This window comes from Nocardia asteroides, assembly GCF_900637185.1.
In the GTDB taxonomy this organism is placed as follows: domain Bacteria; phylum Actinomycetota; class Actinomycetes; order Mycobacteriales; family Mycobacteriaceae; genus Nocardia; species Nocardia asteroides.
Window position 1 is genome coordinate 2019790 of the sequence record NZ_LR134352.1, and the last position, 24985, is coordinate 2044774.

The window sequence follows — 24985 nt, forward strand, 5'->3', positions numbered from 1 at the left end:
GCTTTCCCTATTTCCGTCGCGCCTCGGCGACGAGCAGATACGCCAGGTACAGGCCGCCGACCGAGCCGGTGACGATGCCGACCGGGATGGTGGTCGGCGCGAAGGCGTGCTGGGCGATCCAATCGCAGGTGATCAGCAAGGCCGCGCCCATCGCTGCGGCCGGAACCAGCGCGATCGACGGTGTGCGGGTGAGCTTGCGCGCCAGGTGCGGCGCGGCCAGCGCGACGAAGGCGATGGGCCCGGCCACCGCCGTCGCCAGCGAGGTGAAACCGACGCTGAGCGCGATCAGCCAGCCGGTCGCCTTGCTCGCGTCCAGGCCGAGGGCCCGCGCGGTGTCGTCGCCGAGCTCGAGGATCTGCAGCCGGGACGCTGCCGGTATCAGCGCCAGCGCGAGCACGGCCAGGATGATCATCGTCGGCGCGACCTGCGGCCACGACAGCCCATTGAGCGAGCCCGCGCCCCAGGCCGCCGCCGACATCGCCGCGTCCAGGTCGGCCCGCATGATCAGCCAGGTGTTGACCGAGGCGAGCATGGCGCTAACGCCGATGCCGACGATGATGAGCCGGAAGCCGGTCACGTTGTGCCGGAAGGCCAGCAGGTGGATCACCAGGGCGGCGCCGAGGCCACCGATCATCGCGCCCGCCGCGGTCTGGAAGCTGCCGCCACCGAGGATCAGGATCACCAGCAGGGCGCCGGTGTAGGCGCCGGTGCTGAACCCGATGATGTCCGGGCTGCCCAGCGGGTTGCGGGTGACCGATTGAAGGATCGCGCCGCTGACGCCGAGCGCGGCGCCGAGAGCCAAGGCCATCAGGATGCGCGGCAGCCGCCAGTCCCACACCACCAGCCGGTCGAAGCGCTCGTCGCCCACGAACAGCGCGCGCAGCACGCGCGGCGCGGGAATCTGGAAATCGCCGGTACCCAGCGCGAATACGGCGGTGGCGAGCGCGATCGCGAGCAGGATCGCGCACACCACCACGGTGCGCACGCCGATCCTGGTGGTGAGACCGAGGCGCGGTACGCGCAGCACGAGCATGGTGCGTCCGAAGTCGATCATGCCGTGGCTCCCACTCGCGAACGTCGCGCCAGCCAGATCAGCATCGGCGCACCGAGGAACGCCGTCACCAAGCCCGCGGGTACCTCGTCGGGACGGATGATGATGCGGCCCAGGACGTCCGCGGTGAGCACCAGCAGCGGCGCGAGCACCAGCGAGTACCCGAAGATCCAGCGCTGATCGGGACCGACCAGCCAGCGGGCGATGTGCGGCACGGCGAGCCCGACGAAGGCGATCGGACCGACCGCCGCGGTCGCGGTGCCGCACAACAGCACCAGGGCCAGCGCGGTGAGCAGCCGCGTCCGGGTGACATGCACTCCCAGTGACCGGGCCAGCTCGTCGCCGAGGGCGACGGCGTTGAGTGAACGCGCGCAGATCGCGGCGATCACCAGCCCGGCCACGATGAACGGCGCGGCGCCGGTGATGATGTCGAACCCGCGACCGGTGAGCGAACCGGCGTCCCAGCGCCGCATCTCGTCGAAGGCCTTGGGGTCGATCAGGATCAGGCCGCGGGTGAGACCGCCGAGCACCGCGGTGGCGGCGACGCCGGCCAGGGTCAGCCGGATCGGGTCGGTGCCGGTGTGGCCCGCGGTACCGAGCCGGTACACCACCACCGAGACCAGCGCGGCTCCGGCGAACCCGAACCACACGTAGGAGGTGATCTCACTCACGCCGAGCAACCCCACCGCGATCGTGATCGCGAAGGCCGCGCCCGCGTTCACGCCCAGCAAACCGGGATCGGCGAGCGGATTGCGGGTCAGGGCCTGCATCAGGCAGCCCGCGACGCCGAGCGCCAATCCGCACAGCAGCCCGAGAATCGTTCGCGGCAGCCGGTACTCGGTGACGGTGACATGGTCGGGGGTGCTGACCGGGCCGGTCAGCGCTTGGAAGACCTCGCCGACCGGGATCGATTTCGTGCCGACCAGCAGGCTCAGCAAACAGGCCGCGATCAGCAACGCGGCCGTCAGCAACCAGCCGCACCAGCGCGGACTTCTCATTAGGGGAATCTCTTTCACGTAGAACCAAGTCTCTTGGGAGGTTAGCCTAAGAAACCTTTAGATAGGTGAGCCTTGCCTGACTAATGCACAAAGAGCTTAGACAAGGCAAGGTCTTGATAGGTGAGCCTTACCTAGCTATGGTTCCGGTTCGTTCGGTCCGCAGCCTCTGCGCCGCGCAGTTCACCACGAGGAACACGAAAGGTTCACCCCCGTGAAAATCACCAAGTTCGCCCTGCTGGCCTCGACCGTCAGCGTTGCCCTCGGCATCGCGGCAGGCACCAGTCACGCGGCGCCCGCCGCGGACCCGAGCGCGCCGATCAACTACACCGCCACCACCACCGAGACCAACACCGTGATCGGGACCGACTCCGGCTCGCTCGTGGTCGAGGACGGGGTCTTCAAGATCAAGGCCGTCGACGGCACCACTGTCGCGGGCAGCGAACTGTCCTTCCGCGTCGACGATTTCGTGTTCCCGATCGCCGCCGACATCGCCGGCCGCACCGCCACCCTGACCCCGCAGTTCGACCTCGCGCACGCCACCTACAAGCCAGTCGCGCTGCCGTACGAGGACAAGGCGCCGTGGAAGAACGAGTACGACCGTGAGCAGGCGGCGTGGAGCCGCCTGGGCAGCACCATCTCCCTCGGCGCCAGCATCGCGACCCTGGTCGGCGGCCTCGGCGGCGGCGCGGTGGGCTGCGTGCTCGGCGGCATCGCGGGCGCCACCATCGCCTCGGCCACCATCGTCGGCATGTTCGGCCCGTTCATTCCGGCCGCGGCCGTCGGCTGCGTCGCGGGCATCATGGCCATCGGCGCGCTGGGCACCCTGGCCGGCCAGATCTTCATCACCGCCCCCGTCGCGATCATGGCCGCGGTGCAGTACTTCACCACCATCAACTCGCCGATGCCGAACAACCCGGCGCCCGCCAAGTAGGCCGCCACCGGAACACTCGTGGAGGGGGACAACTCGACGAGGAGAGATCCCGCCCGATCACGATCGGGCGGGATCTCGGTCTGTCTCAGTGTGATTCGGCGTCGGCGGCCTTCTCGTCCGGCGCCGGGATGTGCCGCAGCAGGGTCATGACCAGGACGGCGGCGATCCCGGTGAGTCCGATGCCGACGAGTGAATTGACCTGGAGCGCCTGGGTATAGGCCTGCCGGGCGACGGTGCTGAGCTCGGCGGACAGCGCTTCGGGCAGCATCGCCGCCACGTGCAGCGCGCCGGCGAGGGTGTCCTCGGCGGCCCGCGCGGCCTCGGCGGGCAGACCTGCGGGCAGGGTGTCGGCCATCTGCCCGCGATAGACCGCGGTGCCGATGCTGCCGATCACCGCGACGCCGAGGGCGGCCGAGAGTTCCTGCCCGGTCTCCGAGATCGCCGAGGCCGCGCCCGCCCTCGCCGGATCGACCGCGCCGACGATCAGGTCGAGGCCGAGGACGAACATCGGGCTGAGACCGAGTGAGAACACCACCATGCCGGTGACGATCAGTGCCAGATCGTCGGTGCCCGCGAGCTGGGTGAACAGCGCGTACCCGGCCATCGCGAGCACCAGCCCGCCCGCCATCAGGTAGGCGGGTCGTACCCGCGGGGCGAGCGCGCTCACCACACCCGCGGCCACCACCATGGCGGCCGCCTGCGGCACCGTCCACAGTCCGGCTTCGAACGCCGAGAGCCCGAGGACCAGCTGCAGATACTGGGCCAGCAGCAGGAACAGCCCGCCCATCGCGAGCATCGCGACCATCAGCGCGGCCAGCGAACCGCTGAACCGGACATTGCCGAACAGGTTCAGATCGATGAGGGGATCGGTCAGCCGCCGTTGGCGCAGAACGAACACCACACCGAGGGCGAGACCGGCGACCAGTACCCCGACCGCCTCGACCGACAATCCGTCCTTGGCCAGTTCCTTGATGCCGTAGATGACACCCATCACCGCCAGCAGCGACAACAGCGCGCTGAGCAGATCCAGCTTGCCCAGATTCGGGTCCTTGTACTCGGGCAGCAGGATCGGCCCGGTCACCAGCAGCAGCACCATGGCGGGCACCGCGACCAGGAACACCGAACCCCACCAGAAGTTCTCCAGCATCGCGCCGCCGACCAGCGGCCCGATGACCATGCCGATCATGAAGCTGGTCATCCACACGCTGATCGCGGTGGTGCGCTGGCGGTCGTCGTGGAACATGTTGCGGATCAGCGCCAGGGTGGAGGGCATCAGCGTCGCGCCCGCGATACCGAGCAGCGCGCGCGTGCCGATGAGCATGCTCGCGCTGGTCGAGTACGCCGCGACCACCGAGGCGATACCGAAGGCCAGCGCGCCGATCATCAGCAGCTTGCGCCTGCCGATCCGGTCGCCGACCGTGCCCATGGTGATGAGGAAGCCCGCGACCAGGAAGCCGTAGATGTCCAGGATCCACAGCAGCTGCGAGCTGCTCGGTTCCAGCGCCTCGCTGATTTTGGGGATGGCCAGGTAGAGCACGCTCAGATCCATCGAGATCAGCAGCGTGGGCAGGGCGAGCACCGCCAGCCCGATCCACTCTTTGAGGCCGGCCGTTCCGGTCGGTTCGACGGCGGTCCGCGCACTCTCGGTGGAAGTCACGACCTCGACGTTACCGACGGTTCATGGGCGCGTGCCACGGGTTTTTCCGGCCCGCGCGCCGGGAAGTCGGTGGACAGGGTGGGGCGATCCCGTCAGGATGGGCGCGGTGTCCACACGAAACGAACAGCTCAGGCTCGTCGATCCGCAGCGGCAGCCGGAGGATCCGGGCGAGCGGTTTCCGTGGTCGGCGGCCATCGACTCCACCTATTCCACCCGCGACGCGATCGACGCGCTGGCACTGGCCCCGTTCCTGCGTGGCGATCAGTCCTTCGCCCGGCAGGCCCACCTGGACCGGGTGCGCCCCGAGGCCTCGCTGCGGCCCGCCGATTCGCGGGTGGTGCGCTCGGTGGCCGACGACGACAGCAGCGCGACGCTCGTCGCGGGGGAGGGCTGGTCGTTGCGGGCCGTGCGCTGGGCGGGCGGCTCGGCCACCGTCGAGGTGACCGCAGTGAGCGACGAACTCGCCGTCGACGTGCTGGCCCAGGCGACCGCCGAGGCGGTGCTGCCGCCGGGCGCCGACGCCACGGTGGAGATGGGCTTCTGGCACATGGACGTGCGGCGGCCGCTGCGCAGGCGCCGCCAGATCGCGGCCCCGGCCTGGTCGGAGATCCGCGGCAACTACGCCGCCGCGGTGTCGGCGAGCATGGATCGGCTGATGGCGCTGCAGGTCGCCGACATCAGGGGCAGGCTGGTGCTGCTGCACGGCGAGCCGGGCACCGGCAAGACCACCGCGCTGCGCGCGCTCGCCCGGGCCTGGTCGTCGTGGTGTCAGGTGGACTGCGTGGTCGACCCCGAGGAACTGTTCAGCAATCCCGGCTACCTGATGGAGGTGGCCGCGGGCGCCGACGGCGACGACGGCAGCCGCTGGCGCCTGCTGGTGCTGGAGGACTGCGACGAGCTCATCCGCGGCGAGGCGAAAGAGGCCGCGGGGCAGAAACTCTCGCGGCTGCTCAATCTCACCGACGGCATGCTCGGGCAGGGCCGCAACGTACTGATCGCGGTGACCACCAACGAGGACCTGTCCCGGCTGCATCCGGCGGTGGTCCGGCCCGGCCGCTGCCTGGCCCAGCTCGAGGTCGGCAGGCTCTCGCCCGCCGAGGCGCGGGACTGGCTGGCCCGGCAGGACTGCCCGCCCGGTGAACCGGTCGAGCAGGGCGGGGCGACGCTGGCCGAGCTGGTCGCGCGGCGCGACGGCGAGATCCTGATCCAGTCGGTGACCAGGGAACCGGCCGAGGTCGGCATGTATCTGTGACCGCGCTCAGCCGGGAACGTGTGCCCTGACCAGCTCGGTGAGGTGACGGCCCACCCGGTCCAGCGGCTCGGTGCTGTGCTTGGCCAGCGACATCACCACCGCGCCCTCGATGGTGGCGATGACCGTCGTCGCCAGCGAGCGCGCGGTCTCGGGCGCGACGTTCTCCGCGCGCAATCGCGTTTCCAGGGCCCGTTCCCAGTCGTCGAACGCCTCGCCCGCGGCGTCGGCGGCGGCCGGTGCCTCCGAGCGGCCGAGCGCGGCCGCGACGATCGGGCAGCCGTCGAGGAAGTCGCTCGATTCGACGACCTGTTTCCAGGCGTCGGTGAAGGAACAGATGGTCGCCTCCGGCTCGGCGCCCTGGCTGAACGTCTCGATCAGCGTCGTCATCGCCCGCCCCGCGACCCGGGTGGCCTCGGTGATCAGCTCGGATTTGCCGCCGGGGAAGTTCAGGTAGATCGTGCGGCGGGAGAGCCCGCTGTGGTCGAGCAGTTGCGCGACTCCGGTCCCGGTCACACCGTTGCGGCGGACCAGGTCGATCGCGCTCTGCACGAGTCCGTCGCGTGCGGCCATCGGCGTCCTTTCGGTCGGTCTTGTTGAAGTATACCGATCGGTGTACTACCGTTCGGGCAAGTACACCGATCGGTGTAGTCGAGGTGACCCGCGGAGGAGCCGACCATGACAGCCCTGAGCGAACCGCTCGCCCTGCCGTGCGGCCAAGTGCTGCCCAACCGCCTGATGAAAGCCGCGCTGAGCGAGGGCCTCGGCACCAGCGAGGGCGCGCCCGACGAGCGGCTCGACCGGCTCTACCGGCGCTGGAGCGCGGGCGGATTCGGCCTGGTGGTCACCGGCAATGTGATGGTCCACCGCGACCATCTCGGCGAACCGGGCAATGTCGTCATCGACGACGAGCGTCACCTCGACGACCTGACCCGCTGGGCGCGCACCGCCAAGACCGGCGGCGCCAAGCTCTGGATGCAGATCAATCACCCCGGCCGCCAGGCGAATCCGCTCGCCACGCGGACGCAGCCGGTGGCGCCGTCGGCGATCGGCCTCGGCCTGCCCGGTATCCCCGCGCCGCGCGCGCTCACCGACGACGAGGTCGTCGACATCGTGGGACGCTTCGCCACCACCGCGCGGATCGCCGAGCGGGCCGGCTTCGACGGCGTGCAGATCCACGGCGCGCACGGGTACCTGGTCTCCCAGTTCCTCTCGCCGCTGGCCAACCAGCGCGACGACCGCTGGGGCGGCGATCCGGAGCGCCGGTCGCGCTTCGTCCTGGAGGTGGTCCGGGCCATCCGGGCCGAGGTGTCGCCGGGGTTCGCCGTCGCCATCAAGCTCAACTCCGCCGACTTCCAGCGCGGCGGCTTCACCGAGGACGAGTCCCGCGCGGTGGTACGCCGCCTGGCCGCCGAACGGCTCGACCTGATCGAGATCAGCGGTGGCAGTTACGAATCACCCGCGATGATGGGCAGGCCGGTGGCGCAGTCGGCGAGCACGGCCGCGCGCGAGGCGTACTTCCTCGACTACGCGCGATCGGTGCGCCACGCCGCAGGCGCGGTGCCGCTGGCGGTCACCGGCGGATTCCGGTCCCGGGTGGCCATGGTCGACGCGGTCGAGTCGGGGGAGTGCGATGTCGTCGGGCTCGGGCGGCCCAGCGCGGTCACGCCCGGCGCCGCGGGCGACATCCTGCACGAGCGCACCGCGCGGCTGCATTCCCCGCGGATCACGCTCGGCCTGCCCGCCCGCGTGTCGACGCTGGCCAATGTCAAGAGTCTCGAAGGTGCCCTCGACCTGCAGTGGCATACCGATCAGCTGCACCTGATCGGGTCCGGCGCCGACCCCGATCCCGGCCGCACCCCGTGGCTGACCGCCGCCGCCATGCTGAAACACCATGGCGTGGACGCATTCCGGAGCAGAAGGAGCACACCGGTGAACCAGCAGGCCAAAGACCCGATGCGGCGCAAGTTCGAGATCGAACGGGCCTTCGGGCGCTATGTCGCCAACCCGGCGGTGCGGGCGCTGAGCCGGGTCGGCATCCGCACCTCGTTCGCGACCGAACTGGAGACCACCGGCCGCAAGTCCGGCCAGCCCCGGGTCGTCCCGGTGTCGGTGTCCTTCGACGACACCGGCGCATGGGTGATCAGCCAGCACGGGACCAGGTCGGGCTGGGCGGTCAATATCGTCGCCGAGCCGAAAGTCCGGGTGCGGCAGGGTGATCGGTGGCGCACCGGCACCGCCGAGTTGCGGCCCGCCGACGATGTCGTCGCCCGGGCCCGCAGTTTCGCGCCGAATCCCGTGCTCGCCGGACTCACCGCCGCGACCTTCCGCGCCCTGCAGAGCACCCCGGTCTCGGTGCGGATCACCTTCACCGACTGACCACCTCGGCGCGCGCGGCGCAGGCCAGGGTCAGCACCAAGGGCACGGCCAGCGCCGCGGTGAGCGGGACGAGCGCGGTCAGCCAGCCGATCACGGCCGGTCCCGCGAGCAGCCCGAGATAGCCGATGGTGAAGACCCGGGACATGTCGGTGGCGGCCGTGGACCCACCGAGATTGCCCGCGGCGGTGAAGATCTGGGGCACGCCGCCGGCCAGCCCGAATCCGCACATCGCCCAGCCGATCAGGGTCACCGGCAGCCACGGCGACGCGATGACCACCGCGAACCCGGCCGCCGCGAGCAGGCTGCCGTACCGCACGATCGCGACCGGCCCGAACGCCCCGCTCACCCGGTCGGCCAGGAAGCGGCCCAGCGTCATGGTGGCCGAGAACGCGCCGAACGCCAGCGCGGCGTCGGATTCGGAGACGTCGAGGTGCTCGCGGGCCTGCAGCGCGCTCCAGTCCGCGGCGACCCCCTCGGCTAAGAGCAGGACGAAGGCGATGGTGCCGAGCGCGACGACCTGGGTGGTGCGCCGGTGCCGGTCGCGGGCCTGCCGGGTGTCGCCGGTGGGTGTGTGCGTCGGTTTCGCGGTGTCGTCCTGATCCCGCACGCGGCCGGTCGACGTCTCGTCCGGGTCGGCGGTGGTGTCGTAACGCTCCGCACGCGAGCCTGTTTCGGGTTCACCGCTGGGCAGCAGCCGTGGGACGACCAGTGCGGTGACCGCGAGTCCGGCGACACTCGCGCAGGCCAGCGTGAGCTGCGGTGACCAGCCCATCCGCAGCGTGGCCGCGCCGACGAGCGCGCCGGCGAATCCGCCACCGGAGAACATGGCGTGGAACGCCGACATGATCGGCCGGTGGTAGGCCCGCTCGACGTGCACCGCCTGGGTGTTCATCGACACGTCGAGCGCGCCGTTGCCGAGCCCGAAACAGGCCAGCGCGACGGCCAGCGTGACCGGGCCGGTGGCCAGTGCGGGTCCGAGCACGGTCACCGAGATGCCGGTGGCGGCCAGCGCCACCAGGGTGCGGCTGCCGAACCGGTCGGCGGCCGGTCCCGCCAGCCGCATCCCGACGATCGCCGCGCTCGCCAGCAGCAATACGAACATGCCGAGCAGTGAGGCCGATACCCCCGTGCGGTCGGTGATCGCCGGGATGTGCACGACCCACATGGCCAGCAGGAATCCGTTCAGCGTGAACGTGCCGAACACCGCGGCCCTGGCCGCGCGCAACTTGCGGTCGATCGTCGCTGGGGTCACCGATTCGACGGTACGGGGATCGTCGCGGACTCGCCCGGGCCGCACGTCTCGATCGCGCCACGCTCCAACGGCCCCGGGTCCACCCCGGATGGCCGTGGGAGCGCGGTGATCAAGGTTTCATGCCCGAGGCGCCCAGGCGCCGGTGGCCGCGACCTCCTTCGCGTAGTCGGTGAAATCGCGGGGCGCACGGCCCAGGGCGCGCCGCACACCGTCGGCGGGGGCGGAATTGCGGCCGTCGAGGACCGTGCCGAAGAGGTAGTCCAGCAGACTGATCACCTCGCCGGGGACCTGGTATTCGCTCAGTGCCGCAACGAATTCCGGCCGGGTGACGGGGATGAAAGCGATCTCGCGGCCGGTGGCCGCGGCGATCTCGCCGACCGCCTCGGCGAAGGTCAGCGCTCGCGGACCGGTGAGCTCGTAGACCTGGCCCGCGTGCCGGGCGTCGGTGAGCGCGGCCGCCGCCACCTCGGCGATGTCGTCGGCGTGCACGAACGGCTCGGGCACATCGCCGTTGGGCAGGGCGACGGCGCCCGCGAGCACATCGTCGACGAAGGCGCCCTCGCTGAAGTTCTGCGCGAAGAAGCTGCACCGCACGACGGTCCAGGTCAGGCCCGAATCCCGCACGATCTCCTCGCATTCCAGTGCCTCGGGCTCGCCCCGGCCCGACAGCAGCACCACCGAGCGCACGCCCGCCGCCACGGCGGCCGCGGTGAACGCGCGGATGGTGTCGGGGGCGCCCGGCACCGCCAGGTCGGGCTGGAAGGCGAGGTAGACCGAGTCCACCCCGGCCAGGGCGGGCGCCCAGGTGGCGCGGTCGGCCCAGTCGAACGGGATCGGCGCGGTGCGCGAGCCGGGCCGGACCGGGTGACCCGCCGCGGCGAGCAGGGCGGCGACCCGGCTTCCGGTCTTGCCCGTCACGCCGGTGACGAGGGAAAGGTGCTGGTGAGAGGTGGTGTTTGTCATGAGACAAGTACATCGGCCCTGGGCTGCGAGCGACATCGTCGTGCCGCTCGCGAACATACGCCGTCGTCTACTGTGGAGGCGTGGATGCGTTAGCCGGTCTGCTCGAGGGGCCACGCGCCCGCGGTGCCTTCCTGATGTGTTCGTTGCTGAATCCGCCGTGGTCGCTGCGAATCCAGGACGAGGCGCCGTTGACGGTGCTGGCGATGATTCGCGGAAAGGCTTGGATCAGTACCGATTCCACGCCGCCGCGACAGCTCGGTGCGGGCGACGTGGCGGTGTTCCGCGGACCGCGGCCCTACACGGTGGCCGACGATCCGGCGACCGAGCCGCAGATCATCATCCAGCCGGGCCAGGTCACCACCACGCCGGACGGTGAGATCCTGTGTGAGACTTTGAGTCTCGGTGTCCGGCAGTGGGGAACCGACGCCGACGGCGAGACGCTCATGGTCACCGGCACCTACGAATCCGCGGGCGCGGTGAGCCGACGGCTGCTGCGGGCGCTGCCGCAGGTGGCGGTGCTGCCGCGCGGTGAGCTCGACACCCGGCTGCTCGACCTGCTCGTCGACGAGGCCACCAAGGACCTGCCCGCGCAGACCGTGGTGCTCGATCGCCTGCTCGACCTGCTGCTCATCGCCGCACTGCGCGCCTGGTTCGCTCGCGACGACGCCCCGGCCTGGTACCACGCCTACAGTGATCCGCTGGTCGGCAAGGCCCTGCGCCTGCTCCAGCACAATCCGGCGCACCCGTGGACGGTGGTCGCGCTGGCCGAGGCGGTCGGCATGTCCAGGGCGGCGCTGGCCCGCCGGTTCACCGAACTGGTCGGCGAGCCGCCGATGACCTTCCTGACCGAGTGGCGGCTGTCGATGGCCGCCGATCTGCTGGCCGAGTCCGATGTCACGGTCGAGGCGGTCGCCCGTCAGGTCGGCTACGGCAGCGCCTTCGCCTTGAGCACCGCGTTCAAACGGCACTTCGGGGTGAGCCCTCGCGACCACCGGCAGGGGAGTGCGGGCGCGCTGTCGACTTCGGCATGATGACACCCATGGATTACCCCGTGTTGTGGCCGATGCCGACCCGATGGGCCGACAACGACCAGTACGGCCACGTGAACAACGTGACCTACTACTCCTACTTCGACACCGCGGTCAACGCCTGGCTCATGCGGGCCACCGGCACCGACATCACCGCGCTGCCCGCGCTCGGTGTCGTCGCCCAGACCGCGTGCCGCTTCCACGGGTCGGTCAGTTTCCCGGACCAGCTGCGGGTGGGACTGCGCATCGCCCGCCTCGGCACCTCGAGCATCACCTACGATCTGGCGATCTTCAAGGAGACCGAGGCCGGGCTCGAACTGGCCGCGACCGGCGATTTCGTGCACGTCTACGTCGACACCGAGACCCGCAAGCCGGTGCCGATTCCCGACGTCGTGCGCGCGGCCGCCGCCGAGCTCGTCACCGGCTGAGCCCTCAGCCGCGCAGCATGCCCTGGAAGCGCTGCATGCCAGTGATCCAGCGGTCGTAGTCGGCGCCCTTGCCCCGGTACATCTGCAGCACCTCCTGGTGCGGCAGGATCAGGAACTGCTCGGCGGCCATCGCCTCGATCACCGTGTCGGCGACCGATTCGGGCGAGAGCACCGCGCCCGCCGTCGTCACGGCCTTGATGGCCAGGGCGGCGGCTTCCGGGGCGTCGGGGATCAGGTCGCCGCTGAGCAGCCTGGTGTCGACGCCCATCGGGCACAGGCAGCTCACCCGAACGCCCTGCTCGCCGTAGGTCACCGCGAGCCATTCGGCGAAGCCGACGGCCGCGTGCTTGGTCACCGAGTACGGCGCGGAGCCGATCTGGGTCAGCAGGCCCGCCGCCGACGCGGTGGACACGAAGTAGCCGCCGCCGCGCTCGACCCAACCCGGGACCAGCAGCTTCGCCGCGCGCACGTGCGCCATCACATTGACGTCGATGGTGGCCGCCCACTGCGCCTCGGTGCTGTCCAGCCCGGGGCCGCCGCCGATGCCTGCGTTGGCGAAGTACAGATCGACGGGCCCGAAGCTGCGCTCCGCGGTCGCGATCAGTTCCGCGATCACCTGCTCGTCGGCCACGTCGCCACCGGCCGCGACCGCGCTCTCGCCCAGCTCACCGGCCACCTTGGCCGCCGTGTCGGCGTCGATGTCGGCCACCACCACCCGCGCGCCGCCCGCGACCAGGCGATGGGCGAGCGCGGCCCCGATCCCCGCTCCCGCTCCGGTGACGACGGCGACCTTGTCTGCAATCTCCATGCCCGCACCCTAACGATGTTCCGTACCGGTAGGTACCTGATTGCGGTACACCGAGATCGGGCTGTTTCACACCGATTCGCCCCCTCAGGCGGTGACGGTCCCGGCCGGTTCGGTGGTGGGCCGTGCCGGCGGCAGCGCGGCGCGGGCCACCGTCCCGAGCCGAGTGTGATTGAAGACCAGATTGAGCAGGAAGGCGGCGCCTGCGCCCAGCGTGACGCCGCTGTCGAGCAGGATCTGCGCCGAGGCCGGGAACCTGCTGAACATGCCGCTGGTCAGTTCCGGCAGCAGCCCGAGACCGATCGCGGTGGCGGCGATCGTGGCGTTCACCCGGTCGAGCAGGTCGGCCCGGCGCAGCGTGTCGATCCCGACCACCGCTACCGTCGCGAACAGCACCAGCCCGACCCCGCCGACCACCGGCTTCGGAATGGCCGCGACGACGTCGCCGATCCGTGGCACCAACCCCAGCACCACCAGGATCGCGCCGCTGACGGCGGTCACGTACCGGCTGTAGACGCGCGTCGCCGCGACCGCGCCCACGTTCTGGTTGAAGATCGTGTCGACGAACGCGGTGAACACCCCACCCAGCACACCCGAAAGGCCGTCGCCCACCAGACCACGCGCCAGCTCGCCTCTGCCGATCGGTTTGCCGGTGATCTCGCTGATCGCCAGCATGCTGGCCGTCGACTCGGCGAACACCACCGCCATCACGATGCTCATCGCCACCACCGCGGTCACCGGGAACTGTGGTGCCCCGAAATGGAACGGCTGGGGAACGCCGAGCCAGTCCGCCTCGCCCAGGCCCGAGGTGGTCACCAGGCCCATCGGCACCGCGATCGCGATGCCCGCGAGCAGCGCGATCAGCACACCGAGTTGCGACCACACCCCGCGGCCGAGACACACGAATCCGACCGCGATCAGCACGACCACCGCCGCCAGCCCGATGTTCGAGGGCGCGGCGAAACCCGGCGCCTTCGGGTCGGTACCGATGATCAGGCCCCCGGCGACCCCGATCAGCGAAACTCCCACCACGGTCAGCACCGTCCCGGTGACCAGCGGTGGGAAGAACCGGACCACCCGGGCGAACGGCCAGGCCAGCGCGATCCCGACCACACCGCCGATCAGCATCGACCCGTACACGGCGTCGAGCCCGTACTCCTTGGCGATCAAGATCATCGGATTCAGTCCGACGAAGGTCGCCCCGCACACGATCGGCAGCCGCGCGCCGGCCAGCTTGCCCACCCCGAGACTCTGGACCAGCGTGATGATGCCGGCGACGAGTAGATCCGCGCTGATCAGCAGGCCGATCGTGGCGCGGTCGAGACCGGCGGCCGCGCCGAATACCAGGGGCACGGTGATGCAACCGGTGTACATGATCAGGACGTGCTGGACGCCGAATGCCAGCTGGCGCGCGAACGGCAGTCGGGTGTCGACAGGGTGTGTCTCGCTCATGCCCCCTGTTTGTAGCCCGCCATTTTTACCGCCGATGGGTGCGGTGTTTCGCCGGTGTGACGGGTCGGATATATCCGCTTCAGACGCGGCTGAGCAGGGTCAGCGGGTCTTCCAGGAAGCCGGCGGTGGTGGCGAGGAAGCGGGCGCCGAGTTCGCCGTCGATCAGCCGGTGGTCGAAGCTGAGGCCGAGGGTGGTCACCCAGCGCACGGCGAGTTCGTCGCGGAAGACCCAGGGGCGCTTGCGAATCGAGCCCAGGCACAGGATCGCCGCCTCGCCGGGGTTCACCAGCGGGACGCCGGTGTCGACGCCGAAGACGCCGACATTGGTGATGGTGAAGGTGCCGCCGCGCAGGTCCGCCGGCGTGGCGTTGCCCGCGCGGGCGGTCTCGGCCGACCAGCTGATCTCCCGGCACAGCTCGCGCAGGCTCAGCGTCTGCGCCTCCTTGAGATTGGGCACCAGCAGCCCGCGGTCCGCGGCCACCGCGATCCCCAGGTTCACATAGTGCTTGGTGACGATCTCCTGGTTCTGCTCGTCCCACGCGGCGTTGATCCCGGGATACTCCGCGATGGCGGCCAGCGCCGCCTTGGCCACCAGCGCCAGCGGCGTGAGGGTGAGGCCCTCGAACGACTTGGTGGTGCGCAGGTGGTCGAGCAGTTCCATCGACGCCGTGCAGTCGAGCGTGACGAAGGTGCTGGCCTGCGGGATGGTGCGGGCGCTGGCCAGCATGGCCGCGGCCGTGCGCTTGCGGATACCGGCGACCGGCGTGCGTTCCTCGCGCGCGGCCGGTTCGATCAGCCCGCGGTCGGGATCGGCGTGGCCGTTCGCCCGCGCGGGCGCGACCGCCCGGGCCTGGGTGCGCGGCGCCGTCACCGGGACCGCCGAGCGCACGTCGTCGACGGTCACCGCGCCTTCCGGGCCCGACCCCGCGACGAACCACAGATCGATGCCGAGTTCCTTGGCCAGCTTGCGCGCGGCCGGGGTGGCCGCCGCGCGATGGGTGCTCGGCGTATTCGACGCCATCGCCGCCGACGGGGCGGATTTGCGCCTGCGCGAAGTGGATTCGGCCTCGGGACCGTAGCCGACCAGCACGTCGTTGCGGGCGACGCTGTCGGCGGTGGGTGGCGCGGTGACCTCGAGATCGTTGCGCACCCGGATCAGCGGCGCCCCGACCGGCACCGTGTCGCCGGGCTGGGCCAGCAGTTCCACCACCACCCCGGAGAACGGCGACGGCAGCGCCACCACCGCCTTGGCGGTCTCCACCTCGGCGATGGTCTGATTCAGTTCCACCGTGTCGCCCACGGCGACCGACCAGGAGACCAGGTCACCGTCGGCGAGGCCCTCGCCCAGGTCGGGCAGGCGGAATTCGAGAACATGACCGTCGTCGGCGGCTCGTTCCGGCACTGAGGGCACCTTTCATCACGCGGCGAGAGTCCGGTCGACCGCCGCCAGAATGCGATCGGGGTCGGGCAGGTGGTGCTTTTCGAGCTTAGCCGGGGGGTAGGGGATGTCGTAGCCACCGACGCGCAGCACGGGAGCCTCCAGGTGATAGAAGCAGCGTTCGGTGATCCGAGCCGCGATCTCGGCGCCGAGCCCGGCGAACACCGGCGCCTCGTGCACGATCACCAGCCTGCCGGTCTTGTCGACCGACTCCGCGATGGTGTCGACGTCGATCGGCGAGAGGCTGCGCAGATCGATCACCTCCAGCGAATGTCCCTCCTCGGCCGCGATCTTCGCCGCCGTCAGCGCGGTGGCGACGGTGCCGCCGTAGGCCACCACGGTCGCGTCGGCGCCGCGGGTGCACACCCGGGCGCGGTGCAGCGGCAGGTCCGGATCACCGTCGAAATCGACGTCGGCCTTGTCCCAGTAGCGGCGTTTCGGTTCGAAGAACACCACCGGGTCGTCGAGCGCGATGGCTTGGCGGATCATCGAATACGCGTCGGCGGGGGTGCTCGGCGAGACCACCCGCAGGCCCGCGGTGTGCGCGAAATACACCTCCGGCGATTCGGAGTGATGCTCCACCGCGCCGATGCCGCCGCCGAACGGGATGCGAATCGTCAACGGCGCCTTCACCTTGCCGCCGGTGCGGTAGTGGATCTTGGCGACCTGGGACACGATCTGGTCGAAGGCCGGATAGACGAAGCCGTCGAACTGGATCTCCACCACCGGGCGGTAGCCGCGCAGCGCCATGCCGAATGCCGTTCCCACGATGCCGGATTCGGCCAGCGGGGTGTCGATCACCCGGTTGTCGCCGAAGTCCTTCTGCAAGGTGTCGGTCACCCGGAACACGCCGCCGAGCCTGCCGATGTCCTCGCCGAGCAGCACCACCTTGGCGTCGTCTTCCATGGCGCGGCGCAGGCCGGTGTTGAGGGCGGCGGCGAAGGTGGTGATCATGACTGCGCTCCTTCGGCGAGGTGGGCCGCGAACTGCCTGGCCTCCTCGGCCAGCAGGGGGTGCTCGGTGGCGTAGACGTTGTCGAACATGCGCAGGGGATCCGGGTCGGGCATCTCGGTGGTGGCGGTGCGCACGCGGCGGGCCACGTCGTCGGCGGTCTCGGTGACCCGGCGTTGGAACTCCGGGTCGAGCAGGCCCTCGCGGTCGAGCAGCAGGCGCAGGCGTTCGGTCGGGTCGCGGTGTTCCCAGTACTCGGTGTCGGCGGCGGTGCGGTAGCGGCTCGGGTCGTCGGCGGTGGTGTGCGGGCCCATCCGGTAGGTCATCGCCTCGACGAAGGTGGGGCCGCCGCCGGTGCGGGCGCGTTCCACCGCCTGCCGGGTGACGGCGAGCACCGCGAGTACGTCGTTGCCGTCCACCTGTACGCCCGGGATCCCGTAGCCGTCGGCCCGGCGGACCAGCGGCACGTGACTCTGCACCGCGACCGGTTCGCTGATCGCCCACTGGTTGTTCTGGCAGAAGAACACCACCGGCGCGCTCCAGGCCGCCGCGAACCCGAGTGCCTCGGCGATGTCGCCCTGGCTGGTCGCGCCGTCGCCGAAGTAGGCGATGGTGGCCATGTCGGCGCCGTCCAGATGCGCGGCGTAGGCGTAACCGGTGGCGTGCAGACCCTGCGAGCCGACCACGATGTTGGCGTTGGTCATGTTCACCGAGTCCGGGTCCCAGCAGTGGTGGGCCACGCCGCGCCACAGGGTGGTGAGCTGTTCGGGCGCGACGCCCCGGCAGTAGGCCACCGCCGTCTCGCGGTAGGAGCAGAACACGTAGTCGTCGGGGTGCAGGGCGTGCGCCGAGCCCACCTGGGCGGCCTCCTGGCCGAGCAGCGGCGGCCACAGACCGAGCTGGCCCTGACGTTGCAGCGCGGTGGCCTCGAGATCGATGCGGCGGGTGACGACCATGTCCTGATAGAGCTGCCGCAATCGTTCGGCATCGACATCGGCCACCAGGGCGGCGTGTTCCCGATCGAACACGCGTCTGCCGTCCGGCTGAACCAGCTGGACCGGGTAGGTCTGCTTCTCCGGCATCGAGATCGCCTCCTCACCACCGTGCCTTGTGGGCTGGTGCAAGTACGACAATCGCTGAGTGCGATGTGTATCACTCAGCATCCACGATAAAGCCGTCTGCGCAAGCGACCGACACGGCGGTGCGCAGAATGCGCGGTCTGGACCCGTCGAGCGCTGTCATACTGCGTTGTATGACCAGTCGCGAACCCGACGTGACCCTCGACGCGACCGACGCCCGATTGCTGCGCGAACTCATCGCCAACCCCCGGGCCACCGGGGTGGAGCTGGCCGCGCGCCTCGGCTTGTCGCGCAACACCGTGCAGGCGCGGCTGGCGCGCTGGGACAGCGGCGGTGTCCTCGGCAGCTTCGAGCGCCGGGTGGAACCGCGCGCCCTCGGCTATCCGCTGGCAGCCTTCGTCGCGGTGGTCGTCGACCAGCACCAGCTCGACGCGGTCGTCGACGAGCTGGCCGACGTCCCCGAGGTCACCGAGGTCTGCGGCATGACCGGCTCCACCGACCTCACCGTCCGCATCGTCGCCCGCGACGCCGACGACCTCTACCGCATCGCGGGCCAGATCCTCAAGATCCCCGGCGTCGAACGCACCAACATGGCCCTGGTCATGCGCGAACTCGTCGGCCCCCGCACCGCCCCCCTCCTCGACCGCCTGGCCGGCCCGGGGTGAGTATCCTTAACGCGTGGCGTTATTAACGCAATGCGTTATCCTGGGTAGGTGATCAGGTCATTCGGAGACCGGGACACTGAGCGTTTGTGGCATCGCGAGCATGTGAAGACGTTCGATTCCCGGATCCTCCGGGTGGCGTTGCGCAAGCTCGCGATTTTGGACGCTGCGGTGTCGCTGGGCGAGCTTCGTGTTCCGCCGGGCAACCGGCTGGAGGCGTTGAAGGGGAATCGCAAAGGGCAATACAGCCTTCGGATCAACGAGCAGTGGAGAATCTGTTTCGTCTGGACCGATGCGGGACCCGAACAGGTGGCGATCGTGGACTACCACTGAAGGAGGTGGCGACATGGGCAAACTGGCTCCGGTGCATCCCGGTGAGGTGCTGAAGGAAGACTTCATCGAGCCGCTCGGCATCACTCAGCATCGAGTCGCGGTGGCGATCGGTGTGCCCCCGCGCAGGATCAACGAGATCGTGCACGGCAAGCGGCGCATCACCGCGGACACGGCCCTGCGCCTCGGGCGCTACTTCGGCACCAGCGACATCTTCTGGCTGAACCTCCAGAATCGCTACGACCTCGAGATCGAGCGCGACGCGATCGGTGCCGCCTTGGCAGCCATTCAGCCGTTGCGCGTGGCGTAGCGATCCGAGTCGGGCGGCAGCCGATCGGGGCCGTCGGGCGAATACCGGCCATGGGCGGCACCTGTCGGTGTGCAGTCGTACTGTTGAAGGCGCAATCACGCTGTAGCGCTTTACTATCGAGTGCGATCTGGAGGGGCGGTTGTGGGGTCGAAACGGGGCTTTTTCCAAGAGCTGGAACACCGGCAGCGATTGGCCGAACAGGCCGAGGCTCGGCAGCAGCGCGCGTTGGAACGGGAACGCAAACAAGCGGAGCGAGCTGTCGCCGGGTACCAGAGGCAGGCTCGAGCCGACTACATCGAGTCGCGCAAGCACAATGTCGAGAAAGTCAATCGCAGCTTGGCGGAGTGGGTTGAGACGCTCACGTCGTTGTTGACAGGCGGTCTCGATTACCCGGTAGAGGTTGACCTTGGCAGGCACCGGAGTCGGTTGGTCGCTCCCGTGCTGGACCTCGGCGTCTACGCCCGGGCTGAACCCGCGCCGCAGTGGGATGAGCCCGAGATCCCGAGCAAGCTGGCACGGATGTTCGGTGGCGCTCAACGTCATCGAACGCGAGTGGACGAAGCTCGCGCCCAATTCGAGGCCGAGAGGCGAGCCCACCAGATCAGAGAGGCCGACCGCCGAGCGGCGGCGGCGCGCGAAGCGGCAGAACACGACGTGCGGCTCGAGGAATGGGAACGTCAGGTCGCGGCGGAGAACGCGGCTGTCGACGCACGGGCGGCGGGGATCGGCGACCGCCACCCCGATGACGTCATCTGGCTCGCCGGCGAGGCACTGGCTCAGTTGGCGTTGCCCGCCCAGTTCCCGCGGGCTGTCGAGGTTGCCTTCGATCCGCGTGCGGAGCTGCTCGTTGTGCGGTTCGAGCTCCCGCCACACACGATCGTCCCTGAGCAGCGTGAATTCCGGTACATCGCTACGAAAGACGAGGAACGCGCGGTTGCGCGTACGAAGGCCCAGCTCAGCGACCTCTACCGGGAAACCATCGCGCAGACCGCGCTGCTCGCGATTCGCGCATTGTTCGGTGCGGACCAGGCGGTCCAGTCCGTCCATCTCGATGGCTATGTGCAACGTCGTGACCCGGCGACGGGCGCGCTCGACGCCCCGACGATCATCAGCACCACCGTCGAACGAGAACAGATGCCCTCGGATGAGAACTTGCGTCATGTCGAACCTCAGGCGTGCCTCCGCAGCTTCGACACGCTGATCTCTGCGCACCCGTACGAGGTCGAACCCATCGCGTCGACCCTGGATTTCGATTGGGGCCGATATCGGTTCGCCAAGGAGTTCGATGCCGCCGCGACACTCGACTCACGCCCGGATCTCATGGCCATGTCGCCCACCGAGTTCGAGCACCTCGTGCGGCAGCTTTTCCAAGCGCAGGGTGCCGAGGGTTGGACGACGCAGCAATCCAACGACGATGGTGTCGATGCGGTGATCGCGAAAAGGACGCCGCTGGTCGGTGGATTGTCGATCGTCCAAGCGAAGCAATATCAGCGCGTCATCGGCGTGAATCACCTCCGTGAGCTCGCGGGGACGATCGAGGAGAAGAAGGCTGCGTGGGGGATCCTGATAACCACGTCCTGGTTCACCAGCGGATGCGCGAAGAAGGCGCGTGAGCACGGGCGCATGGAGTTGATCGATGGCCAGCAGCTTGTTCCGCTCATCAAAGAACATCTCGGCAAGGATGTCGTGATCGGCATCAGGCGGCCGCGGCCGCCGCGCAACAACCCACCCCCACTCGTCGACCCCAGCTCGACGCCATAGCCCTGCAATCCTGTCTGCCGGCGAGAGCGATCGTCGAATGACGCCATGCCGTGATCTCTTGCGCAGTATGGGCGGCCGTGCGACGCTATGCGGTTGCGCGTGAGCCGATTCGGTGGCTTCGTGCCCTGGAATCAGGTGGGACGCATGATGAAACGGCAGTTGTTCGTGGTGGTCGCGGTGGTGGGCTCGGTGGTGCTCGCTGGGTGTGAGGGTGGGGGGTCGACGAGTTCGGCCGGCACGTCGTCGAGGTCGACCACGTCGGCGTCGGCGGCGCCCGTCGTGCCGCCCGCGCCGGTGCTGAACCGGCGCGCGGACAACGGTGAGATCGTGCAGCAGGACGGGTTGTCGGGGGCGGGGACCCTGCGGATCGACAACGGCAACAGCGCCGACTTCGCCGTGGTGGTGACCAACGGCAATCCCGCCGCGCCGCAGGCGATCATCTACGTGCAGGGCAATTCCGAGGCCACGCTCAGCGGCATCGACGGCACCTACTACGTGTATCTGAAGACCGGAACCGACTGGGATCAGGCCACGCTCGGGTTCACCCGGGACCGCAAGTTCCAGAAGTTCGACGACCCCTTCGACGCCGGCTCGGACTGGGAGATCACCCTGCAGCCCTCGATCGGCGGCAATGCCAGCACCAGCAGCGTGCCCGCGTTCTGAGCGTCACGGCAGGACCCGCCGGACCACGAGTCCGGCGACCAGCGCCCAGAAGGCGCCACCGATGCCGAACAGGGTGGTGCCGGACGCGGCCACCAGGAAGGTGACCAGTCCGGCCATCCGGTGCTCGGGGTCGCTGAGCGCGCCGGTGAGCGCGGCGGCGAGGGTCGCCAGCAGCGCCAGGCCCGCCACGGTTTCGAGGGTGCCCGCGGGGGCGGCGGCGATCAGGGTGACCAGGGCGGCGGACGCGAGCCCGAGGATCAGATAGCTGCCGCCCGCGGTGGCGGCGGCGATCCAGCGGCGCTTCGGGTCCGGGCTCGCGCTCGGCGCCGCCGACAGCGCCGCGCTGATCGCGGCGAGGTTGATCGCGTGCCCGCCCGCCGCGGCGCCCGCGATGGTGCCGACGCCGGTGACCAGCATCGACGCCCGCCACGGCACCTGATAGTCGAACGAGCGCATCACGGCAACGCCCGGGATGTTCTGCGAGGCCATCGTCACGATGTAGAGCGGCACGGCGATGCCGATGATCGCCTGCCAATGCCATTGCGGCACGGTCAATTCCACCGTCGGGACCATGGCGGCCGGCTCCAGGTGCCGATGGCCGACCGCGATGTAGATCCCCGTCCCGATCGCCGCGGTGGCGAAGGCGACCAGCACCGCCCACTTCGGCGCGAACCGTTGCAGCACCAGCCATACCAGGATGACCGGCACCACCACGGCGGGCGAGGTGCGCAGCGCCTGCACCGGCGCCAGGCACAGCGGCACGAGGACCCCGGCCAGCATCGCCTGCGCGATCGGCACCGGGATCGCCGCGACCAGCGACCCGAGTCGCTGCCACAACCCGGTGATCACGATCAGCACGCCCGTCACCCCGAACGCGGCGACCGCGCCCGGCCACCCACCGGCCACCAGCCCGGTGCTCGCCAGCAGTGCCGCCCCCGGTGTCGACCAGGCCAGCGTGATCGGGATCCGGTACCGGAAACTCAGCAGCAGAATCCCGATGCCCTGGGTGAAACACAGGATCATCAGGCCCGATGCCGCCTGCGCCGGGCTCGCGCCCACCGCCCGCAGTCCACTGAGCACCACCGCGAACGAACTGGTGAACCCGACCAGCGCGGTGATCGCCCCCGCCCCGAGCGGCTGACCGATCCCGCTCCGCGCCTCGGCGGCCTCATCGGGTGACGTGGTGGTGACCTGCGACATTGTGCCGATGATGCCCGCCGAGCCCCCGGCTGTCGCCTGCCAGTGCCGCGAAAGTGGCCTGATCGAAGCCTGCCAGTTGCCGATACCAGGGCTGTGTAGCCCGTCGAGGCGAACGCGGGCCCGTTCGGACCCCGGGGAGAGGCGAGTTCGGACGCGCGACCGGGCGGTCCTCAGTAGGGTGGCGGCAGCGGTTTCGACGGCGATGAGGAGTGGGCGTGGGCGCGGTGTTGATCTCCCCGGAAGGGCTCCGGGAAGAACTGGCGGACAGGAAGATCCATCTGCTCGATGTGCGGTGGGCACTGGGGGATCCGGACGGGCCGCAGCACTATCTGGACGGGCATATTCCCGGCGCGGTGTTCGTCGACCTGGAGACCGAACTGGCCGCCGCGCCCTCGCCCGCGCGCGGCAGGCATCCGCTGCCCGATCCGGGGACCTTCGAGAAGTGCGCGCGCAGTTGGGGTCTGAGCGCGGGTGAACCGGTGGTCGTCTACGACGCGACCGGGGGCATGGCCGCCGCCAGGGCATGGTGGCTGCTCCGCTGGGCCGGGGTCGAGGACGTGCGCATCCTGGACGGCGGCCTGCCCGCCTGGATCGCGTCGGGCGGCGAGCCGGCCACCGGCGCCGAGGCCGACCCGGAACCCGGCGACCTCGTGGTGCGCCCCGGCGCGCTGCCGGTGATCGACGCCGACGCGGCGGGCAGCTGGTCGGGCGTCCTTCTCGACGCCAGGGCCGGCGAACGCTACCGCGGCGAAGTGGAACCCGTCGACCCCCAGGCCGGCCACATCCCCGGCGCCGTGAGCGCCCCGACCACCGAGAACCTGGACCCCACCGGCCGCTTCCGCACCCCGGACGACCTGCGCGCCCGTTTCGCCGCCTACGGCGACGGCCCGGTCGCCGTCTACTGCGGCTCCGGTGTCACCGCCGCCCACCAGATCGCGGCCCTCGCCGTCGCAGGCATCCCCGCCGCCCTCTACCCGGGCTCCTGGTCCCAATGGTCCAACGACCCCAAGCGCCGGGTCGCCACCGGCGCCTGAGCTCCCGGGCCCCTTCCAGACGGTCACACCCGGGCCACACAGCATCGCGATGTCGTCGGGGTCGGAGGTGAGGATCACCGCCGGGCCCGGCGCCGCCAACGCGGTGGCGCTCACCATCGCGTCGATCGCGTATTCGTGGCCGTGCGCTCCGGCGGCGCCGAGCAGAAGGTCGCGGCGCCCGATGTCCTCGGGTGCCGGGTGGTTGGTTCACGGGCAGCCGCGGGCGATGGTGTGCAGGGTGGCGTTGTCGGCGGCGGTGATGGGGAGGTCGTAGTCGAGGGCGACGGTGAGGTATTTGGCGGCGTAGAAGCAGTGGTTGGCGCGGGCGGGTGGGAGCCAGTCGGCGGGGGTGTCGTCGCCCTTGGACTGGTTGGTGGACGCGCCGGTGGCGAGCAGGTTGACCGACAGGTCGTTGGCGAAACGCAGGCGCCGGGCGGGTGGCCAGGTGGCGGCGCCCATGTCCCAGGCGGCGGCCAGCGGGTACACGTGGTCGATCTGGACGCGGCCGCCGTCGGACTTGCGGAACGCGATGTCGCCGCCGGTGTACGGGTCGGTGAGCACGCCCTCCACGACCACGCACCGGCCGCGCAGGATCACCGCCCGCAGCTGGGCGGCCAGGACGTTGTTACGGGTGTCGCAGCCGTCGTGGCCGCCCGGCGCGTCGGTGTCGTCGGACCAGGCGGTGCCGAACACGCAGGCCTGACCGACCTTGCAGCCGCGTTCGTAGCCGCCGGGGCGCGGCCTGGCGTCGATCACCCGCACCCGGTCGAGCAGCGCGGTGACCTCGGCGCGCGTGGGACTGCCGGGCGCCGGAAGAACCGGCTCGTCCGGGACGAGGACGCCACAGCCCGCGAGCGCGAGCACCAGCACGAGCAGCCACGCCGACTTCGCCATACCTGGGAGTTGTAGCCGGAGGTACCGACAACAATCGCGGCGGGGCTACAGCCAGGCGCGGGCCAGAATGTCGTCGGCGGCGACTTCGCTGGAATTCGGCGGAAACCGCGTCGCCGCGATCGAGGAGATGTGCTTGCCGTCGTGGCCGACCAGCCACGAGCCGCCCCGATCCTCGCATTCGGCGATCTTGGCGAAGACGGTCAGCAGGAAGGTGATCGAATCGCGCGGATCGGCGGTGTGGGCCAGGCGCTGGGACTCGCCCGGCCTGGACAGGTCCAGCCACACGCCGGACTGGCCGTCGAGCCGCATGCCGACGATCTTGCCTGCGTCGATGAACGTGAATTTGCGCCGTTCCCACGGGGTTGTCGGGGTATAGCTCTGCTCGAGAACCTGGAGCAGAATCGTCATCACTGCCCTCCGCACGAATACAAGGGGTTCATCGGCCGAGCCGGAGCGAGCCCGGTTCGCCT

The 24985-nt window shown here is 70.1% G+C and carries 26 protein-coding genes; 11 read left to right on the forward strand and 15 right to left on the reverse strand.

The genetic code is table 11. From position 1 onward, the window contains the following. Positions 1 to 7: 7 nt before the first annotated feature. Positions 8 to 1054 carry a FecCD family ABC transporter permease gene (locus EL493_RS09340; protein WP_019045348.1) on the reverse strand — a complete coding sequence of 349 codons (1047 nt, stop codon included), beginning with the start codon at positions 1052 to 1054 and terminating at the stop codon, positions 8 to 10. Further along, positions 1051 to 2049, reverse strand: a complete 999-nt coding sequence (locus EL493_RS09345) for a FecCD family ABC transporter permease (protein WP_030200299.1) — start codon at positions 2047 to 2049, stop codon at positions 1051 to 1053. The genes EL493_RS09340 and EL493_RS09345 overlap by 4 nt, the downstream gene beginning before the upstream one ends. Positions 2050 to 2260: 211 nt before the next feature. Here EL493_RS09345 and EL493_RS09350 point away from each other — a divergent pair, with 211 nt between their 5' ends. Continuing rightward, positions 2261 to 2980 carry a hypothetical protein gene (locus tag EL493_RS09350; protein WP_019045350.1) on the forward strand — a complete coding sequence of 240 codons (720 nt, stop codon included), beginning with the start codon at positions 2261 to 2263 and terminating at the stop codon, positions 2978 to 2980. Between the two features lie 85 nt (positions 2981 to 3065). Here the strand turns inward: EL493_RS09350 and EL493_RS09355 are convergent, their stop codons facing one another. After that, positions 3066 to 4637, reverse strand: coding sequence for an MFS transporter (locus EL493_RS09355; protein ID WP_019045351.1), 1572 nt, complete (start codon positions 4635 to 4637; stop codon positions 3066 to 3068). Positions 4638 to 4734: 97 nt separating this feature from the next. Here EL493_RS09355 and EL493_RS09360 point away from each other — a divergent pair, with 97 nt between their 5' ends. After that, positions 4735 to 5889, forward strand: coding sequence for a DUF5925 domain-containing protein (locus EL493_RS09360; RefSeq protein ID WP_019045352.1), 1155 nt, complete (start codon positions 4735 to 4737; stop codon positions 5887 to 5889). A 6-nt stretch (positions 5890 to 5895) separates the two neighbouring features. Here the strand turns inward: EL493_RS09360 and EL493_RS09365 are convergent, their stop codons facing one another. Continuing rightward, positions 5896 to 6459 carry a TetR/AcrR family transcriptional regulator gene (locus tag EL493_RS09365; RefSeq protein ID WP_019045353.1) on the reverse strand — a complete coding sequence of 188 codons (564 nt, stop codon included), beginning with the start codon at positions 6457 to 6459 and terminating at the stop codon, positions 5896 to 5898. A gap of 105 nt (positions 6460 to 6564) precedes the next feature. Here EL493_RS09365 and EL493_RS09370 point away from each other — a divergent pair, with 105 nt between their 5' ends. Continuing rightward, a complete protein-coding gene (locus EL493_RS09370; RefSeq protein ID WP_019045354.1) occupies positions 6565 to 8265 on the forward strand; it encodes a nitroreductase family deazaflavin-dependent oxidoreductase in 1701 nt (566 codons plus the stop codon). Here the strand turns inward: EL493_RS09370 and EL493_RS09375 are convergent. Beyond that, a complete protein-coding gene (locus EL493_RS09375) occupies positions 8255 to 9517 on the reverse strand; it encodes an MFS transporter (protein ID WP_198040784.1) in 1263 nt (420 codons plus the stop codon). The two genes, EL493_RS09370 and EL493_RS09375, sit on opposite strands and share 11 nt — an antisense overlap. Before the next feature lie 117 nt (positions 9518 to 9634). After that, the gene (locus tag EL493_RS09380; protein ID WP_019045356.1) at positions 9635 to 10480 is read right to left on the reverse strand and encodes an NAD(P)H-binding protein; all 846 of its coding nucleotides are present in this window, start codon (positions 10478 to 10480) and stop codon (positions 9635 to 9637) included. A gap of 80 nt (positions 10481 to 10560) precedes the next feature. On the opposite strand from EL493_RS09380, the gene EL493_RS09385 reads away from it, so the two are divergent. Continuing rightward, complete coding sequence (locus tag EL493_RS09385) at positions 10561 to 11511, forward strand: AraC family transcriptional regulator (protein ID WP_022567387.1); 951 nt, start codon at positions 10561 to 10563, stop codon at positions 11509 to 11511. Next, a complete protein-coding gene (locus EL493_RS09390; RefSeq protein WP_030200294.1) occupies positions 11511 to 11936 on the forward strand; it encodes an acyl-CoA thioesterase in 426 nt (141 codons plus the stop codon). The genes EL493_RS09385 and EL493_RS09390 overlap by 1 nt, the downstream gene beginning before the upstream one ends. A gap of 4 nt (positions 11937 to 11940) precedes the next feature. On the opposite strand, the gene EL493_RS09395 is transcribed toward EL493_RS09390, so the two are convergent. From EL493_RS09395 to pdhA, 5 genes are all read right to left on the reverse strand, one after another. Continuing rightward, on the reverse strand, positions 11941 to 12744 hold the full coding sequence (locus EL493_RS09395) for an SDR family oxidoreductase (protein WP_019045359.1): 804 nt from the start codon (positions 12742 to 12744) through the stop codon (positions 11941 to 11943). Positions 12745 to 12828: 84 nt separating this feature from the next. Then, a complete protein-coding gene (locus tag EL493_RS09400) occupies positions 12829 to 14193 on the reverse strand; it encodes a uracil-xanthine permease family protein (RefSeq protein ID WP_019045360.1) in 1365 nt (454 codons plus the stop codon). 79 nt (positions 14194 to 14272) lie between these two features. Further along, entirely contained in the window at positions 14273 to 15595 is a 1323-nt protein-coding gene (locus EL493_RS09405) for a dihydrolipoamide acetyltransferase family protein (protein ID WP_019045361.1), read from the reverse strand. A gap of 15 nt (positions 15596 to 15610) precedes the next feature. Further along, on the reverse strand, positions 15611 to 16585 hold the full coding sequence (locus tag EL493_RS09410; RefSeq protein WP_019045362.1) for an alpha-ketoacid dehydrogenase subunit beta: 975 nt from the start codon (positions 16583 to 16585) through the stop codon (positions 15611 to 15613). After that, a complete protein-coding gene (pdhA, locus tag EL493_RS09415; protein WP_019045363.1) occupies positions 16582 to 17664 on the reverse strand; it encodes a pyruvate dehydrogenase (acetyl-transferring) E1 component subunit alpha in 1083 nt (360 codons plus the stop codon). The genes EL493_RS09410 and pdhA overlap by 4 nt, the downstream gene beginning before the upstream one ends. A 170-nt stretch (positions 17665 to 17834) precedes the next feature. Between pdhA and EL493_RS09420 the strand changes: the two genes are divergently transcribed. From EL493_RS09420 to EL493_RS09435, 4 genes are all read left to right on the forward strand, one after another. Further along, positions 17835 to 18326 carry an Lrp/AsnC family transcriptional regulator gene (locus EL493_RS09420; RefSeq protein WP_019045364.1) on the forward strand — a complete coding sequence of 164 codons (492 nt, stop codon included), beginning with the start codon at positions 17835 to 17837 and terminating at the stop codon, positions 18324 to 18326. 48 nt (positions 18327 to 18374) lie between these two features. Continuing rightward, entirely contained in the window at positions 18375 to 18656 is a 282-nt protein-coding gene (locus tag EL493_RS09425) for a type II toxin-antitoxin system RelE/ParE family toxin (protein ID WP_030200292.1), read from the forward strand. 13 nt (positions 18657 to 18669) lie between these two features. Beyond that, entirely contained in the window at positions 18670 to 18963 is a 294-nt protein-coding gene (locus EL493_RS09430; protein WP_019045366.1) for a HigA family addiction module antitoxin, read from the forward strand. 141 nt (positions 18964 to 19104) lie between these two features. After that, entirely contained in the window at positions 19105 to 20724 is a 1620-nt protein-coding gene (locus tag EL493_RS09435; protein ID WP_019045367.1) for a restriction endonuclease, read from the forward strand. A gap of 131 nt (positions 20725 to 20855) precedes the next feature. Here the strand turns inward: EL493_RS09435 and EL493_RS09440 are convergent, their stop codons facing one another. Continuing rightward, entirely contained in the window at positions 20856 to 21041 is a 186-nt protein-coding gene (locus EL493_RS09440) for a hypothetical protein (RefSeq protein ID WP_030200277.1), read from the reverse strand. A gap of 10 nt (positions 21042 to 21051) precedes the next feature. On the opposite strand from EL493_RS09440, the gene EL493_RS09445 reads away from it, so the two are divergent. Beyond that, a complete protein-coding gene (locus tag EL493_RS09445) occupies positions 21052 to 21387 on the forward strand; it encodes a hypothetical protein (protein ID WP_126405637.1) in 336 nt (111 codons plus the stop codon). Positions 21388 to 21390: 3 nt separating this feature from the next. Here the strand turns inward: EL493_RS09445 and EL493_RS09450 are convergent, their stop codons facing one another. Further along, positions 21391 to 22587, reverse strand: coding sequence for a benzoate/H(+) symporter BenE family transporter (locus tag EL493_RS09450; RefSeq protein WP_019045370.1), 1197 nt, complete (start codon positions 22585 to 22587; stop codon positions 21391 to 21393). Positions 22588 to 22814: 227 nt separating this feature from the next. On the opposite strand from EL493_RS09450, the gene EL493_RS09455 reads away from it, so the two are divergent. After that, the gene (locus tag EL493_RS09455) at positions 22815 to 23621 is read left to right on the forward strand and encodes a sulfurtransferase (protein WP_197724382.1); all 807 of its coding nucleotides are present in this window, start codon (positions 22815 to 22817) and stop codon (positions 23619 to 23621) included. A gap of 207 nt (positions 23622 to 23828) precedes the next feature. Here EL493_RS09455 and EL493_RS09465 read toward each other — a convergent pair whose 3' ends face one another. Both EL493_RS09465 and EL493_RS09470 read right to left on the reverse strand, forming a co-directional pair. Further along, positions 23829 to 24515: an HNH endonuclease family protein gene (locus EL493_RS09465; RefSeq protein WP_019045372.1), complete on the reverse strand. Its 687-nt coding sequence runs from the start codon at positions 24513 to 24515 to the stop codon at positions 23829 to 23831. 45 nt (positions 24516 to 24560) lie between these two features. After that, complete coding sequence (locus EL493_RS09470) at positions 24561 to 24923, reverse strand: hypothetical protein (RefSeq protein WP_019045373.1); 363 nt, start codon at positions 24921 to 24923, stop codon at positions 24561 to 24563. Positions 24924 to 24985 lie beyond the last annotated feature (62 nt).